At 72.4% G+C, this 15,755-nt stretch carries 15 protein-coding genes and 1 pseudogene; 9 read left to right on the top strand and 7 right to left on the bottom strand.

Annotated features, from left to right (window positions below; all coding sequences use genetic code 11):
* Both ACTZWW_RS21380 and ACTZWW_RS21375 read left to right on the top strand, forming a co-directional pair.
* A pseudogene (locus tag ACTZWW_RS21380) lies at positions 1 to 269 on the top strand (tRNA lysidine(34) synthetase TilS); the annotation flags it as partial.
* 41 nt (positions 270 to 310) lie between these two features.
* Positions 311 to 1,234 (top strand): 50S ribosomal protein L11 methyltransferase, encoded by a 924-nt coding sequence (locus ACTZWW_RS21375; protein ID WP_444782988.1) that lies wholly within the window; start codon positions 311 to 313, stop codon positions 1,232 to 1,234.
* Here the strand turns inward: ACTZWW_RS21375 and ACTZWW_RS21370 are convergent, their stop codons facing one another.
* A complete protein-coding gene (locus ACTZWW_RS21370; RefSeq protein WP_444782987.1) occupies positions 1,235 to 1,471 on the bottom strand; it encodes a hypothetical protein in 237 nt (78 codons plus the stop codon).
* Between the two features lie 265 nt (positions 1,472 to 1,736).
* Between ACTZWW_RS21370 and ACTZWW_RS21365 the strand changes: the two genes are divergently transcribed.
* Entirely contained in the window at positions 1,737 to 3,554 is a 1,818-nt protein-coding gene (locus ACTZWW_RS21365; RefSeq protein ID WP_444782986.1) for an aminopeptidase P family protein, read from the top strand.
* An 83-nt stretch (positions 3,555 to 3,637) separates the two neighbouring features.
* Positions 3,638 to 4,807 (top strand): trans-sulfuration enzyme family protein, encoded by a 1,170-nt coding sequence (locus ACTZWW_RS21360; protein ID WP_444782985.1) that lies wholly within the window; start codon positions 3,638 to 3,640, stop codon positions 4,805 to 4,807.
* 104 nt (positions 4,808 to 4,911) lie between these two features.
* Here the strand turns inward: ACTZWW_RS21360 and ACTZWW_RS21355 are convergent, their stop codons facing one another.
* Positions 4,912 to 5,055, bottom strand: a complete 144-nt coding sequence (locus ACTZWW_RS21355; RefSeq protein ID WP_156917438.1) for a hypothetical protein — start codon at positions 5,053 to 5,055, stop codon at positions 4,912 to 4,914.
* Between the two features lie 376 nt (positions 5,056 to 5,431).
* On the opposite strand from ACTZWW_RS21355, the gene ACTZWW_RS21350 reads away from it, so the two are divergent.
* From ACTZWW_RS21350 to ACTZWW_RS21340, 3 genes are all read left to right on the top strand, one after another.
* A complete protein-coding gene (locus ACTZWW_RS21350; protein WP_444782984.1) occupies positions 5,432 to 5,938 on the top strand; it encodes a hypothetical protein in 507 nt (168 codons plus the stop codon).
* Entirely contained in the window at positions 5,938 to 6,951 is a 1,014-nt protein-coding gene (locus ACTZWW_RS21345) for a GHMP family kinase ATP-binding protein (protein ID WP_444782983.1), read from the top strand. Before ACTZWW_RS21350 ends, ACTZWW_RS21345 begins: the two co-directional genes overlap by 1 nt.
* A 79-nt stretch (positions 6,952 to 7,030) precedes the next feature.
* Positions 7,031 to 7,777 (top strand): TSUP family transporter, encoded by a 747-nt coding sequence (locus tag ACTZWW_RS21340; RefSeq protein ID WP_444782982.1) that lies wholly within the window; start codon positions 7,031 to 7,033, stop codon positions 7,775 to 7,777.
* Between the two features lie 2 nt (positions 7,778 to 7,779).
* Here ACTZWW_RS21340 and ACTZWW_RS21335 read toward each other — a convergent pair whose 3' ends face one another.
* Complete coding sequence (locus ACTZWW_RS21335) at positions 7,780 to 8,490, bottom strand: RluA family pseudouridine synthase (protein WP_444782981.1); 711 nt, start codon at positions 8,488 to 8,490, stop codon at positions 7,780 to 7,782.
* A gap of 62 nt (positions 8,491 to 8,552) precedes the next feature.
* Between ACTZWW_RS21335 and ftsY the strand changes: the two genes are divergently transcribed.
* Positions 8,553 to 9,824: a signal recognition particle-docking protein FtsY gene (ftsY, locus tag ACTZWW_RS21330; RefSeq protein ID WP_444782980.1), complete on the top strand. Its 1,272-nt coding sequence runs from the start codon at positions 8,553 to 8,555 to the stop codon at positions 9,822 to 9,824.
* Positions 9,825 to 9,845: 21 nt separating this feature from the next.
* Here the strand turns inward: ftsY and ACTZWW_RS21325 are convergent, their stop codons facing one another.
* Positions 9,846 to 11,366, bottom strand: coding sequence for a methyl-accepting chemotaxis protein (locus tag ACTZWW_RS21325; RefSeq protein ID WP_444782979.1), 1,521 nt, complete (start codon positions 11,364 to 11,366; stop codon positions 9,846 to 9,848).
* A gap of 222 nt (positions 11,367 to 11,588) precedes the next feature.
* On the opposite strand from ACTZWW_RS21325, the gene ACTZWW_RS21320 reads away from it, so the two are divergent.
* Complete coding sequence (locus ACTZWW_RS21320) at positions 11,589 to 13,106, top strand: malonate--CoA ligase (RefSeq protein WP_444782978.1); 1,518 nt, start codon at positions 11,589 to 11,591, stop codon at positions 13,104 to 13,106.
* Between the two features lie 69 nt (positions 13,107 to 13,175).
* Here ACTZWW_RS21320 and ACTZWW_RS21315 read toward each other — a convergent pair whose 3' ends face one another.
* The 3 genes from ACTZWW_RS21315 to ACTZWW_RS21305 all read right to left on the bottom strand — a co-directional run.
* Entirely contained in the window at positions 13,176 to 13,634 is a 459-nt protein-coding gene (locus ACTZWW_RS21315) for an Hsp20 family protein (RefSeq protein WP_444782977.1), read from the bottom strand.
* A 170-nt stretch (positions 13,635 to 13,804) separates the two neighbouring features.
* On the bottom strand, positions 13,805 to 15,244 hold the full coding sequence (locus tag ACTZWW_RS21310) for an amidohydrolase (protein ID WP_444782976.1): 1,440 nt from the start codon (positions 15,242 to 15,244) through the stop codon (positions 13,805 to 13,807).
* Between the two features lie 183 nt (positions 15,245 to 15,427).
* Positions 15,428 to 15,755: energy transducer TonB (locus ACTZWW_RS21305; protein ID WP_444782975.1), on the bottom strand; the 328-nt coding region annotated here is incomplete at its 5' end.

Raw genomic sequence — 15,755 nt, 5'->3', positions numbered from 1 at the left:
CCCTCGCGCAGGACCCGCTCGCCCTCGATGCCGCCGGGCTCGCCGCGGAGCCCGAGGAGATCGCGCTGCGCATCCTCGCACGGGCGGTGCGGAGCGCCGGCGGCGGCGGCTACGACCGGCTCGCGCGGCTCGAAGCCTTCTGGGACCGGCTCTCGCCGGCCATCGCCGCGGGCGCGCCGTTCCGCGAGACGCTCGGCGGCGCGCTCGCGACGCTCGCGGCCGGCCGGCTCGTGCTGACGCAGGAGCCGCCACGGCGGCGGGCGCGCTGATCTCCTTTGCGCGGAGCGGCGGGAGTGCTAGGAGCCTGCCCATGCTCGAAGGCCTGCACCCCAACCGCCCGACCCACGTCATGCGCCTCGCCACCAGCGAGCGTGCCGCGCGTGCCACGACCGACGTCATCGGCGAGATGTTCGACCCCGCCGAGACGGCGGTCGCCGCTTTCGAGGCGGATGACGGCAGGACCTGGCTGCTCGAGGCCTACTTCGCCTCGCCCCCGGACGAGGAGGCCGTGCGCGCCATGATTCGGCCGGTGATCGGCGCGGAGGCCGATCGCGCGGTGTTCGAGGCGATCGCGCAGAAGGACTGGGTGGCGGCGTCGCTGGAGGGGTTGAAGCCCGTGCGCGCCGGGCGCTTCCTCGTGCACGGATCGCACGACCGGCACACGCGGGGGGCGAACGACCTCGCCATCGAGATCGAGGCGGCTCTCGCCTTCGGCACCGGGCATCACGGCACGACGCGCGGCTGCCTGCTGGCGCTGGTCGACGAGCTCAAGCGCCGGCGCCCGGCCCGGGTGCTCGACGTCGGCACGGGCACGGGCATCCTCGCCTTCGCGGCGGCGAAGGCGGTGCGGCGGCGCGTGGTGGCGGGGGACATCGATCCGGTGGCGATCGCGGTGGCGCGCGACAACGCGCGCGCGAACGGCGTGGCGCCCTGGCTCGACCTCTACGTCGGCCCGGGCATCCGCGCAGGCTCGGCGGCGCGCCCGCGGCATTTCGACCTCGTCTTCGCCAACATCCTCGCGAAGCCCTTGAAGCGTCTCGCGCCGGATCTGGCGCGCGTGGTCGCGGCGGGGGGGACGCTGGTCCTGTCGGGGCTGCTCGCGCGCGACGTGCCGGGCGTGCTCTCGGCCTATCGCGCGCAGGGCTTCGCGCTGGCGAAGCGGCGCGATCTCGAGGGCTGGGCCGCGCTCACCCTGACGCGGGGCGGCGCGGCCGCGCGGCCCGTCGATCGCTGATCAGCGCACGAAGGGCAGGCGGGCGTCGTCGGTGAGCCCGACGGCGCGCACGCCCTCGTTCTCCATGCGCGCCTCGAGATGCGGCGCGTAGAGGCGCAGCTCCCGGCGGACACGCTCCATCTGCGCGGCCTGCATGCGGCGCAGGATGCGCGCGAACAGGCCGGGGCGGGCGGTCTCGCCGGCGGGAGCGGCGGTGTCGCGGGCGGCGCCGCGGAAGGTGTCGATGGCATAGGCCATGGTGCGGTCTCCGGTCGTGGATCTCGGCTGCGGAACGGCCCGAGCGTTTCCTTGTTGCGACGCAATATGGGTCAGCATGGCTGTCCTAGCTAGACCTTATGCGCCGGAGCCGTCATGCGTTAGATGCAAGGCTCGCCCAAGATGTGGGCCGAGATGCCCGGTTGATGCATGGTTCATGGGCAGCGTGGCCGGTGCGCATGCGGCGTCCGTCCGCTTGCCGCGGGCGCCCGTTGCACGCACGCGCGCTTGCGCGTACGCCTTCGCCATGAGCCGCTTCCAGACCTTCGACGACCTCACCGATCCCGCCCGCACCGCCCCGCGCGTCGCCGCGCTGCGGGCCGAGCTCGCCCGCCGCGGCATCGACGGCTTCGTCGTGCCGCGCGCGGACGAGCACCAGTCCGAGTACGTGCCGCCGAGCGCCGAGCGGCTCGCCTGGCTGACCGGCTTCACCGGCTCCGCCGGCGCGGCGGTGATCCTCGCCGATCGCGCCGCGCTGTTCGTCGACGGGCGCTACACGCTGCAGGCGCCGGCGCAGACCGACACGGGGGTGATCGCCGTCGTCGACAGCGGCGAGACCTCGCCCACGCGCTGGGTCGAGGCGAACCTGGCGGAGGGCGCCGTCCTCGGCTACGACCCCTGGCTCCATACCGCGGACGCGGTCGCGGGGCTCGAGCGTGCCGCAAAGGCGGCGGGCGGGCGGCTCGAGCCGCTCTCGCCGAACCCGATCGACGCCATCTGGCCTGATCGCCCGGCCCCGCCGAAGGCGCCGGTGCGGCCTCATCCGGAGGAATACGCCGGCCTCTCGCGGGCGGAGAAGCTCGCGCGGGTGCGCGAGGCGCTCGTCCGGGAGAAGCTCGACGCGCTGGTGATCTCCGACCCGCATGCGCTCGCCTGGCTGTTCAACCTGCGCGGCGGCGACGTCGCCCACACGCCGCTGCCGCTGGGCTATGCGCTCGTGCCGCGGGACGGGGCCGCGACGCTCTTCCTCGATCCCGAGAAGGTGACCAACGAGGCGGGTGACGCCGTCGGTGACGTCGCCGCCTTCCGCGCCCCGGACGCGCTGGCGCCGACGCTGGCCGGGATCGCCCGGCGCGGCGCGCGCATCCGCCTCGACCGCGACACCGCGGCCCGGGCGCTGTCCGACGTCGTCCGTGCCGCCGGCGCCGAGCCGGACGTCGGCGTCGACCCGATCGGGCGGATGAAGGCGGTCAAGACCGATGCCGAGATCGCCGGAGCCCGCGCCGCGCACGCGCGCGACGGCGCCGCGGTCGCGCGCTTCCTCGCCTGGTTCGCGGCGACGGCGCCCGGCGGGCTCACCGAGATCGACGTGGTGGAGAAGCTGGAGGCCTGCCGGGAGGAAACCGGCGCGCTCGTCGACGTCTCCTTCCCGACGATCGCGGGGGCCGGGCCGAACGGCGCGATCGTGCATTATCGCGTCAGCCGCGCCACGAACCGGGCGCTCGCGGCGGGCGAGCTCTTCCTGATCGATTCGGGCGCGCAGTACCGCGACGGCACGACGGACATCACCCGCACGCTCCCCGTCGGCGCGCCGACCGACGAGATGCGCGACCGCTACACGCGGGTGCTCCAGGGACATCTGGCGGTCTCGCGCGCGGTCTTCCCCAAGGGCGCGACGGGCGCGCAGATCGACGGCTTCGCGCGGGCGCCGTTGTGGCGGGCGGGGCTCGATTTCGACCACGGCACCGGCCACGGCGTCGGCAGCTTCCTCTCGGTGCACGAGGGCCCTCAGCGCATCGCCAAGACCGGGACGACCCCGCTCGAGCCGGGCATGATCCTCTCCAACGAGCCGGGCTACTATCGCACGGGCGCGTACGGCATCCGCATCGAGAACCTGATCCTCGTCGAGCGCCGCGAGATCCCCGGCGCCGAGCGCGAGATGCGCGGCTTCGAGACGCTGACGCTCGCGCCCTACGCGCGAGACCTCATCGACCTCGCACTGCTCGACGCGGGCGAGATCGCCTGGATCGACGCCTATCACGCCCGCGTCGCGGAGACGCTCGCGCCGCTGGTGGACGACGCGACGCGCGGCTGGCTCGCCCGCGCCTGTGCGCCCCTCGGCTGAGGGGGTTGGCAGGCGGGCGCGGGCCGCCCGCTTGCCCCCGCCCGCCCGCTCTGCTTGAACCGGAGCCCAGCCGGGAGCCCCGCATGACCGACCATTCCAGCCACGACCGCCCGTTCTCCAAGCGCAGCCTCGCCGTCCAGGCGATGGGGCGGGTCGATCCGGTGACGAAGGCCGTGGTGCCGCCGATCCACGTCGCCACCACCTACCTGCGCGACCCCGACAACGGCTACTCGTCCGGTTTCGTCTACGGCCGCCCCGACAACGCCACGGTGCGCGAGGCCGAGGACGTCATCGCCATGCTGGAGGAGGCTTCAGCCGGCGCGCTGCTCTTCGGCTCCGGCATGGCGGCGGCGACCGCGGTCTTCCGCGCGCTCGACCCGGGCGATCACGTGGTGGCGCCCGCCGTGATGTACTGGGCGCTGCGGCAATGGCTGCTGACGGAAGGCCGCCGCGCGGGGCTCGAGGTGACGCTCGTCGAGACCTCGGACGTCGACGCCCTGCGCGCCGCGATGCGCCCGGGGAAGACGAAGCTCGTGTGGATCGAGACGCCGGCGAACCCGCTCTGGACGCTCACCGACATCGCCGCCGCCGCCGAGATCGCGCACGCGGCGGGGGCGCGGCTCGGGGTCGATTCGACCTGCGCCTCGCCCTGGCACACGCGTCCGCTCGCACTCGGCGCCGACGTCGTCATGCACGCGGCGACGAAGATCCTCAACGGCCATTCGGACGTGGTGGCCGGGGCGCTCGCGGGGCGGGAGAACGACGCCTTCTGGCAGCGGCTCGCGACGATCCGCAAGGGCGAGGGCGGCATCCTGGGGCCGTTCGAGGCCTACCTCCTGATGCGCGGCATGCGCACCTTCCACTTGCGCGCCGCCGCGCAGGCGGCCTCGGCGATGACGCTCGCCGAGCGGCTGTCGGCGCACCCGCGGGTCGCCGCGGTGCTCTACCCGGGCCTGCCCGGCCACCCGGGGCACGACATCGCCCGCCGGCAGATGGAAAACGGCTTCGGCACCATGCTCTCGATCCGCGTCGCCGGCGGAGAGCGGGCGGCGATCGCCACCGCGGCCGGGGTGCGGCTGTGGACGCGCGCGACCTCGCTCGGCGGCGTCGAGAGCCTGATCGAGCACCGCGCCTCGATCGAGGGTCCGGACACGCCCTGCCCGGCGGACCTGCTGCGGCTGTCCGTCGGCTGCGAGGACGTCGAGGACCTCCACGCGGACCTGGATCGTGCGCTCTCCGCGGCGCACGGGTGAGGCGTCGTCGCGAGAGAAAAGAGGCGGCTCGCGCCGCCTCCCCGAGGACATCGAATGTGAACATTCAGTGATCATTCGCCCTCGGAACGGGCAGCGATCGCGCATCAAGGCCTGAGCGCGACGAGGCTCAGCTCGGGGCCCGGCAGCGCCAGCAGGGCGAGCACGGCGCTCAGCCCGACGGCGGCGAACACGAAGGACAGGCTCACGATCGGCATCAGGTCGCGGTTGGGCATTCTGAAGAAGTGCATGATCGGTCCCTCCATGAACGGCGGATGAACAACGCACACGATCTACTCCGGTTCCTGGGCTTTGCAATATCCGTTCCAGGTGAGACCGTGTGCGATCGATGCGCTTCCGGGACGAGCGTCGGCTCCGCTCCCCGCTCGAACGCACATGTGCGAGACACGGGTCCCCGGCGCCGTCCCCCATCCGACCCATGGACCGGGCCTTCTTCGGCGCCTCCGCAATTTCACCTGAAGATTAATCCGACGATGCGCTTGACGGTAGCAGAGTCGTGACGCTATCTTCACGGGCATAGCCGGCTACATAGCACGGAACCGAAACCCGCGGCAGCTCCTGGACAGGTCGCCGCGTGCGGCGCCGCGCTCGCTCGGGAGGTGCGCAGTGGCGATCCAGCAGAAGTTCCACGTCGGCGACGAAGCCGTGCACGATCTGGCGGCGCGCGGTGTCGCGCTCGGGCCGGTGCGCGAGGTCGCGTACACCTATTTCGGCAAGGACGGCACGACGTCGGAAGACCTCCTCGTGCGCATCGCGATCCACGACGACCGATCCGTGCTCGACGTGAAGGAACGTGCGGGTCCCGGCCAACCGTGGTCGAAGCGCGAGACAGCGATCACGAATCCGGAGGACACGCGGGCCATGCTCGAGCGCTTCGGCTTTCGCGCGGTCGCGACGATGCGCAAGACATTCCGTTCCTGGCGAAACGACGTGCTGGTGATCGATCTCGTACAGGTGCCGGGGTGCTTCACGGTCATCGAGGCGAAATTCGCGGATGCGACGCGCGAGGAGGCGACCCGCTTCCTGCGCGAGCTCGGCTTCGATCCCGACCACGCGGACAGTCGCAGCTCCGTGGACATATTCCTTGCTTCGATGGCGGTGGAGGGCGTGTGATGAGATCGGCGAGCGTCTCCGCAAATCCGGTACAGGGCTTGACCTGCTTCCATCAATACAGAGATAGGAAGCTCAAGACCTTGTCGATAGACATGCTGTACACGTCGCTCGATGCGTTCGAGACGAGAACGACGCTCGCGCTCGCGTCTCGCCAGGCGGGTTCCGAAAAGCGCGGCGGCTCGACCGGCGACATCCGTCGTGCCTACGATTTCCTCGGGTCGCTCACCGATCTGCCGCTCGCCATCGAGAGCGAGAACGATTTCGATCCCGACATCGGGCTCGGCTCGTCCTCGTCGGGGTTCGCGTGCATCGCCGGCGCGGCGTCGCGGCTCCTCGGCCTGCCCGAGCAGCCGACGGAGGTCTCGCGGCTCGCACGGCAGGGCTCGTTCTCCGCTGCGGCGGCGGTGACGGGCGGGATCTCGCTGGTGCGGAGCGGTGGCGTGGGCGTGCCGACCTTCGCCGAGCGGATCTTCGGCCCCGAGGAGCTACCGGACCTCAGCGTCGTCGTCGCCTTCTCCCGCTACGACAAGGCCAACCGCGACTTCTACGCCGAGGCGAACTCCTCGCCGATCGTCGACCCGATCCGCGACGTCTGCAGCGACCTCGCGCACACCATCATCGCAAGCATCGAGGCGCGCGACATCGATCGTCTCGCGATGCTGTCGGAGCGCCACAGCATCATGAACTATGCCGTGCTTCACACCGGCAGCAGCAATCTCCTCCTCTGGCAGCCCGAGACCGTGACGATCATGCATCTCGTGAGGTCGCTGCGCACGGGCGATGGGCTGCCGGTCTTCTACTCGATGAACACGGGTGCGAACGTCTTCGTCTACTGCTTCTCGGACGATGCGCGTGCGCGTGTCGAGGCCGAGCTCGCCGAGCGCGGGCTGCCGTTCCGGTCGTCCAAGGTCGGCGGCGCGCTTCGCTACCTGGACGAACCGCCCGCGATCGGCAGCGCGCTCGCCGTGCCGGTCCACGGCGGCGACGGCCCGGCGTCCGTCCACGTTTCTTGAAGGCAGTCTCTCGAAGGCACCTCTCGCGGAGGCGCGACGCGGCCGTCGAGAAGCTATCCCGCTCGTCCGGATGTCTCACATGGTCCTCACCGCCTATGCCCTGATCGGCTTCTCGTCCTTCTTCCTGATCGTCGTGCCGATCACGGGAGGAATCGTCCTCAACCCGCTGCTCGCGCTCGTCGTCGACCCGCACGTCGCGGTGAGCATGACGGTGTTCTTCTTTGCGGTGAACAGCTTCATCAAGGCCGTCGTGTTCCATGACCACATCGTGTGGAAATACTTCTGGAACATGCTCGCGGTCTCCGCGCTCGCGGCGATGGCTGGAACCTGGGCGATCGGGCTCGTCCCGGAGACGATGCTCTACCTCGTCATGCTCGCGATGACGCTGCACTTCACCTGGAAGCACATCGCGAAGATGACCGCGAGAGAGCCGCGGCCGAAGGGCGCGGCGAGCCGCAGCGGCGATCTCGTCACCAGCGCCGTGAGCGGGTTCATGCAGGGCGTCGGCCTCGGCGGCGGAGGCTCGCTGCGCAAGTCCTACTTCCTCTCGCACGGGCTGTCGCTCCTGCAGATGCACGGAACCACGTCCGCCTTGAGCGTCGTGCTCGGGGTCGTCTCGACCGGGCTCCGGCTTCAGACCGACCAGGTGACCTGGACGCAGCTGCTGCCGATCGCCTACCTGATCCCGGTGATGATCGCGGCGACGGTGCTCGGCAAGCTCGCGCTGGTGAAGCTGAGCCAGCGAACGGCCGACCGCGTGATCCTGCTCACGCTCGTCGCCACGACGGTGCTGCTCGGGTGGAAGGTGGCGGTCGAGCTCGCCTGAGGTCACGCTCCTTCGGCGGTGTTCGGGCCGCAGCCCCACCCCAGATCGGACGCCGTCCGCGCGAGCGGCTCCGGCACCGGCGCCTCGACCCGTACCGGCGGCTTCGCGCGCGACAGCGGCACGGCGATGCGCCAGGCGTGGAGGTGGAGCGCCGCGCCGCGCGGCGCGCCCCCGTAGATCGCATCCCCCGCGATCGGGAAGCCGGAGGCGGCGCAGTGGACGCGCAGCTGGTGCGTGCGCCCCGTGACCGGCTCCAGCGCCAGGAGCGCGCGCGAGCCGTCCGGCGCCCGGGCGAGGACGCGCACCCGCGTCAGCGCCTCCTGTCCTTCGGGCGACGCCTTCATCCGCCAGGGCGTGTCCGGCGCGACCGGAGCCAGGGGGAGGTCGATCGTGAAGGCGTCCTGCGCCGTCGCGGGCCCGGGCGCGACGAGGGCGAGGTAGGTCTTCTCGACGCGGCCTTTCGCGAACAGCTCCGCCAGCGTGCGCAGCGCCTTCGGGTGGCGGCCGAGCACGAGGCAGCCGGACGTGTCGCGGTCGAGCCGGTGGGCGAGCTCGGGGCGCCACTTCAGGCCGAAGCGCAGCGCGTCGAGATGCCGCGCGAGCGTTTCCCCGCCGCCTGGCCCGGGATGGACGGGCAGCCCGGCGGGCTTGTCGAGGACGAGCATGAGGCCGTCGCGATGCAGGATGCGCGACACTATCTCTTCGGATCTCATGCGAAATCCGCTAGAGCGGACGACGCGAGACGGCAAGCGACGAATGCGGGAGGCGCCGAGGCATGGCTGACGAGACCGAGAAACGCGGCTTCTTCTCGCGGCTGTTCGGGCGCAAGGCGGACGAGGCGCCGAGCGGCGAGACGTCGCGCGAGGAGGCGGCACCGGACGCCGCCTCGACCGGCACCGACCGCTCGCCCGACGCGGCGGCGGCGGTGCCGTCCGAACTCGCGGGCGCCGACCTCCAGCCGATCGAGCCCGAGGGCGACGAGGCCCGCGAGGCCGCCATCGCGGAGGAGCTCGAGACGCTGCCCGGTCCCGCCGGCACGCCGGCGCCCGAGCAGACGACGCCCGAGGCCCTCGTCGAGCCGAAACCAGCGCCCGCTCCGCCGCCGTCTCCCGCCGCCGCCCCGAAGGCCTCCTGGTGGAAGCGCCTGACGCAGGGCCTGGCGCGCACCTCCTCCTCCATGGGGGGCGCGATCACGAGCCTGTTCACCAAGCGCAAGCTCGACGCCACCACGCTCGAGGACCTCGAGGACATCCTCATCCAGGCGGATCTCGGCGTGCCGGCGGCGACGCGCATCACCGAGGCCGTCGCCAAGGGCCGCTACGACAAGGAGATCCCGCCCGAGGAGGTCAAGCGCGTGCTCGCCACCGAGGTCGAGCGCTCGCTCGCGCCGGTGGCACGCCCGCTGGAGATCGACCGGGCGCGAAAGCCCTTCGTCGTCCTCATGGTCGGCGTCAACGGCGCGGGCAAGACCACGACGATCGGCAAGCTCGCCGCGAAGTTCCGCGCGCAGAAGCTCTCCGTCACCATGGCCGCGGGGGACACGTTCCGCGCCGCCGCGATCGAGCAGCTGAAGGTCTGGGGCGAGCGCACGGGCGCGACGGTCGTCGCCCGCGAGCAGGGCGCGGACGCCGCCGGGCTCGCCTTCGACGCGCTGACCGAGGCGCGGCGCGCGGGCACCGACGTGCTCCTCGTCGACACCGCGGGGCGGCTGCAGAACAAGGCGGGGCTGATGTCCGAGCTCGAGAAGATCGTGCGCGTGATGCGCAAGGTCGACCCGAGCGCGCCCCACGCGGCGCTCCTCGTGCTCGACGCGACGGTGGGGCAGAACGCCCTCTCGCAGGTCGAGCTGTTCCAGAAGGCGGCGGGCGTCACCGGGCTCGTGATGACGAAGCTCGACGGCACCGCCCGCGGCGGCATCCTGGTGGCGCTCGCCGAGCGCTTCGGGCTGCCGGTGCACTTCATCGGCGTGGGGGAGGGCGTCGAGGATCTCGAGCCCTTCGCCGCGAAGGACTTCGCCCGGGCGATCGCCGGGCTCGACGAGGCGTGACGCCGCGCCGACCGAGCCGCCTCAGGCGGCCTCGGGGCGCGCGATCTCGTCCGCGAAGCTGCGAACGTTCTCGGACAGGCCCGTCGTCTGGTCGGAGACGATGACGACGCGCTCGGAGATCTCGCGGATCGCCTCGCTCTGCTGACCCACCAGGTCCGCGATCGAGGCCGAGATGTCCTTGATCTCGCTGTTCTGCCCGTGGATCCGCGCCATCGCCTGGACCGCGGCCGCGGCCTTCTCCTGGATGGCCTGGATCTGCGTCGCGACGCTCTCGGTGGCTTTCGTCGTCTGGTTGGCGAGAGCCTTCACCTCGTTGGCGACGACGGAGAAGCCGCGTCCGTGCTCGCCGGCGCGCGCCGCCTCGATGGTGGCGTTGAGCGCGAGCAGGTTCGTCTGCGCCGCGATGCTCTCGATGATCTTCAGCACCTCGGCGATCCGGCCGATCGCCTGCTCGAGCTCGGCGACCGAGCCCGCGGTCGCGTTCGCCTCGTCCGAGGCGCGCACGGTCGCGTGGGCGGCGTCGTTGACGCGCCGAGCGACGTCCTCGATCGACTGCGTCAGCTCCTCGGTCGCGGCCGCGACCGTCTGCATGTTGCCGGCCGCCTCGGTGGCGGTGGCCGCGACCTGCCCGCTCATCTGCGCCGCGCGGGCGGAGACGTCGCGCGCGCGGATCTCGCGGCGCTCGCTCTCCTTCGCGGCAATGATCTGCTCGTGCACGTCGATGAGCGTCCCGCAGGCACGGGCGGCGACGCCCTTTCGATCACGCGCGATGCCGCCGACGGCGCGGAACCAGCGGTAGGAGCCGTCCTTCGTCCGCAGGCGGTAGAGGACGTCGTACTTGGTCCTGTCCGTGTGGTCCTCGAGGCTCGCCTTGAAGGCCCCGAACGTCGCAGCGGCGTCCTCGGGGTGCAGCCGGTCCGCCCACGATCCGACCACGTCGGGGAAGGCAGCCACGTCGTCGGGAGCGAAGCCGACGAGGCGCCGGAACTCGGGCGACCAGCGCCAGCGGCTCTGCGGATGCATGGGGTCACCCCCGTGGATCGCCGCGTCCCACAGCCCGACGCCGGCATGACGCTCGGTCAGGCGGGAGCGCTCGACGAGATCCTGCTGCTCGTGGACGTCGATCAGCGCACCGCAGGCGCGTTCGGCACGCCCGCCGGCGCCACGGGCGACGCCGCCGATCGCGCGGAACCAGCGATAGGTGCCGTTCTTCATCTTCAGCCGGTACTGCACGTCGTAGCCCGTGCGCCCGGACGCGTCGGCGAGGCAGGCGGCGAAGGCATCGAAGGTCGGGCCCGCGTCCTCGGGATGCAGCCGGTCCGCCCACGAGCCGACGACGTCCGGAAAGCCGGCGGTGTCGTCGCGCTCGAAGCCGACGAGCCGGCGGAACTCCCCCGACCAGGTCCAGCGGCTCTGGGCGTGCATCGGGTCGCCCGCGTGCAGGACCGCGTCCCAGAGGCCGACGCCGCAGTGGCGGCTCAGGATCGCCCAGAGGGCGGCATAGGATTGCTCGACGTCGGTCTTCGAACGCTTGGTGAACATGGCTCTCGCTGACCCAGGATGATCGTGACGGGTATGACGTTAGGTAAATCAGACAGGTTGATGCTTCGTTTGCGACGGACCGACCCGGGTGCGCTCCGCCGGCACGGCACGGAACTCCGGACGGACGCTCCGACGGGCGGGCTTGGCTGCGCGCGCCGGTGCGCCTATGGCAGACCGGTGAGAGGACGCGGGAGAGGCCCGGTACGGGGCCCGGGAGAGGACATGAGCGCACATCTCTACGAGACGATCCGCGGCGGCATCGCGGATCCGAGCCGGATCTTCATCGAGACGCCCGCGGGGCGGCGGATCACCTACGCCGAGGCCTTCGACGAGGCCGGGCGCTTCGCCAACGCGCTGCGGGCGCTCGGCGTGGGCGAGGGCGACCGGGTGGCGGTGCAGGTCGAGAAGAGCCCGGAGGTGGTCCTCCTGCTGCTCGGCTGCCTGCGCGCGGGGGCGGTCTTCCTGCCCCTCAACACCGCCTACACGCCCGCCGAGCTCGCCTATTTCGTCGAGGACGCCGAGCCCGCCCTCTTCGTCTGCGATCCGAAGGCCCGCGCGGCGCTGGCGCCGCTCGCGGCCGCGCGCGGCGTCGGCGCCGTCGAGACGCTGGACGCCGAGGGTGCCGGCTCGCTGCGCGCGGCCGCCGACGCCGCCTCACCCGATTTCGCGGATGCGACGCGCGGGCCGGACGATCTCGCCGCGATCCTCTACACGTCGGGCACGACGGGGCGCTCGAAGGGGGCGATGCTCACCCACGAGAACCTCGCCTCGAACGGCCGGACGCTGAAGGAGATCTGGCGGTTCGGGGCGGACGACGTGCTGCTCCACGCGCTCCCGACCTTCCACACGCACGGCCTGTTCACCGCGACGAACACGATCCTGCTCTCGGGCGCCTCGATGCTGTTCCTGCCGCGCTTCGACGCCGACGAGGTGATGCGGCTGATGCCGCGGGCGACGACCATGATGGGGGTGCCGACCTTCTACGTTCGCCTGCTCCAGCATCCGGGGCTGACGCGCGAGGCGACGGCGCACATGCGCCTGTTCGTCTCCGGCTCGGCTCCGCTGCTCGCCGAGACGCACCAGGCCTTCTCGGCCCGCACGGGCCACGCGATCCTCGAGCGCTACGGCATGACCGAGACCAACATGAACACGTCGAACCCCTACGACGGGGATCGCGTGCCGGGCACGGTCGGCTTTCCGCTGCCGGGCGTGGATCTGCGGGTCGTCGACCCGGAGAGCGGCACGCGCCTTCCGGACGGTGAGATCGGCATGATCGAGGTGCGGGGGCCGAACGTCTTCGTCGGCTACTGGCGCAACCCCGAGAAGACGAAGGCCGAGTTCCGCGAGGACGGGTTCTTCGTCACCGGCGACCTCGGCAAGATCGACGCGCACGGCTACGTCCACATCGTCGGGCGCGGCAAGGACCTCGTGATCACCGGCGGCTACAACGTCTACCCCAAGGAGGTCGAGACCGAGATCGACGCGCTGCCGGGCGTCGTCGAGAGCGCGGTCTTCGGCGTGCCGCATCCGGATTTCGGCGAGGGCGTGACGGCGGTGGTGGTGGCGCAGCCGGGCGCGGACGTGGACGAGGCGGGCGTGCTCGCCGCGCTCGCCGACCGGCTCGCCCGCTACAAGCAGCCCAAGCGCGTTCTCGTGGTGCCTGAGCTGCCGCGCAACACCATGGGCAAGGTGCAGAAGGCGGCGCTCAGGGAGCGCTGGGCCGACCTGTACCAGAGCTGAGCCGGCTCAGATGCGAAGACGCCCCCCGCGCAGGGCGCGGAGGGCGTCGGATGGTCGGCAGAGAGCCGCTCAGGCGGCGTTGGCCTCCAGCGTGCGCGGGGCCTTGTCGGCGGCCGCGATCGGGATGAGGCGCGGCTTCTTCGACTCGGGGATCTCCCGCACGAGGTCGATGTGCAGGAGCCCGTTCTCGAGGGACGCGCCCGTCACCTGCACGCCGTCGGCGAGCTGGAAGCGGCGCTCGAACGCGCGCGCGGCGATGCCCTGGTGCAGGAACTGGGCGGGACGCTCGTCCTCGGCCTTCTTGCCGCGCACGGAGAGCGTGTGCTCCTTCACCTCGATGGCCAGGTCGTCCTCGGTGAAGCCGGCGACCGCGACGCTGATGCGGTAGGCGTTCTCGGCGCTGCGCTCGATGTTGTAGGGCGGGTAGCCCTGCGCGCCGTCGACGCCGGCGAGCTGGTCGAGCGTGGAGAACAGGCGGTCGAAGCCGACCGTGTTGCGATAGAGGGGGGAGAGATCGAAGTGACGCATGGCATATCCTCTCGCTGAAGCGACATGCTGGGTTTCGCCGTTCGGTCCGCCGCTGGGGCCGGACCGGGTCGATGTGCCGCCGTCTGGCCGGCACGAACTCGAGATGGGAAGCGCGGGCGCGGCGCGCAAGGGGGAGCGAGAGCAGCGCCCACGCCGTCCCGAGGCCGCCCTCACCCCGCCTGGACGGGCGGGCGCACCTCCGGCGGGATCGGGCAGGAATAGGGCGTCCTCGCCATGCGCGCCGCGTGCGCGGCGGCGGCCTCGCGGCGCATGCCCGCGTCGCGGATCAGCAGCCGGGCGAGGCCCGCCATCGCCTTGGCGGCGTGGGCCATGCCCTTGTGCGCCGCCGGCGCCTTGCCCTGCGCCGTCATCTGCCAGGTGTGGAGCGGCGTGCCGATGGCGCAGGTGGCCACCCGCGCCTGCACGGTCGGCACCGCCCAGCTGACGTCGCCCACGTCCGTCGAGCCCATGCCGCCCAGGAAGGGGCGGTCGAGCGGCAGCACGAAGTCGCACAGCGGCGCCTCGTTCTGCGCGTCCGTCACGAGCGCGGGATCGATCCCCATGTCGCGCCAGGCGGCGGCGATGTCGCCGGGAGAGAGCGTGCGGCGGATCTCGCCGGCGAAGGCGCGGTCGGCGGCGTCGAAGGGTACCGGCCCGAGCCCCTCGAGGACGCGCTGCAGCGCCTCCTCCAGCGGCCGGTTGCCGACGAGGTTCGAGACGGCGGAGTGGACGCGGCTCTCCACGCGCGTGCCGGTCATCAGCGCCGCCCCGTCGGCGATGGCGCGCACCCGCTCGACGAGGTCGGCGAGGCCGGCGAGGTCGCGCGCGCGGATCAGCTGGCGCACGGTGGCGCGCGCCGGCACCACGTTCGGCGCGATTCCGCCGGCGTCGAGATAGGCGTAGTGGACCCGCGCGTCGTCGGGCATGTGCTCGCGCAGGTAGTTGACGCCGACGTTCATCAGCTCCACGGCGTCGAGGGCGCTGCGGCCGAGCTCCGGCGCGCCGGCGGCGTGGGCGGCCTTGCCGTGGAAGGTGAAGTCGATGCGCGTGTTGGCGAGCGAGCGCGCCGGGTCGACGCCGGTATGCGAGTAGGGATGCCAGGAGATCGCGGCGTCGACGTCGGCGAAGAGCCCGTCGCGGACCATGTAGGTCTTGGCCGCGCCACCCTCCTCGGCGGGGCAGCCGTAGTAGCGCACGCGGCCGGGGACGCCTTCGGCCTCCAGCCAGTCGCGCACGGCGGTGGCGGCGAGGATGGCCGCGGAGCCGAGCAGGTTGTGGCCGCAGCCGTGGCCGTGGCCGCCTTCCTCGACGGGGGCGTGCGTTGCGACGCCCGCCTGCTGGCTGAGCGCGGGAAGCGCGTCGTACTCGCCCAGGATGGCGATCACGGGCCCGCCCTGGCCCCACTCGCCGACGACGGCGGTGGGGATGCCGGCCGCGTTCTCGCCGACGCGGAAGCCCTGGGCGCGCAGCATCGCCGTGTGCTCGGCCACGGCGCGGCGCTCCGTGTAGGCGATCTCGGGGACGTCGAAGATGCGGTCGGCGAGGCCTTCGAAGTCCTCGCGCTTGGCCTCCACGAGATCCCAGACCGGATCGACGTTGCGCGTGTCCATGCTCGCTCTCCTCGGCGTTCGGGGTTTCGGGCGCGCGGCCCGAACGTGCGAGGGGTGTCGCGCGCGCCACCCGCGACGGTCAAGCGTCACGCCCGCCAGGACGATATCCGCGCCCGCCCACCGGCGCACCCGCGACGGCCGCGACCCTCTTCCTCCCCTGCGGGTAGGACATGAGAGGCGCCCTCAGCGCAGGTCGAAGCGCACCGGCACGGTCAGCGTGACGGGGCCGTCCGGCGGGGCGGGGGCCGGGGAGGCGCGGCGGACCATGGCGACCGCCGCCTCGTCGAGGGCCGGCGCGCCGCTCGAGCGGGCGACGCGGGCGCTCGTCACCGAGCCGCGCGCGTCCAGGGCGAAGGTGACGTGGACGACGCCCTCGATCCGCTGCGCCCGCGCGGCCGGCGGATAGCGCTTGTGGCGCTCCAGATGGGCGAGGAGGCGCGCCTGCCAGCGCGAGCGCTCGGCCGGGCTCGCGGACGGGGCGCGGGCCGGCTCCGGCGCCGCCGCGCGAGCC

It is taken from the genome of Salinarimonas sp. NSM, assembly GCF_052380005.1.
Taxonomy (GTDB): domain Bacteria; phylum Pseudomonadota; class Alphaproteobacteria; order Rhizobiales; family Beijerinckiaceae; genus Salinarimonas.
Note: the sequence above shows the minus strand (reverse complement) of the source record. Positions and strands in the feature narration are given on the sequence as shown.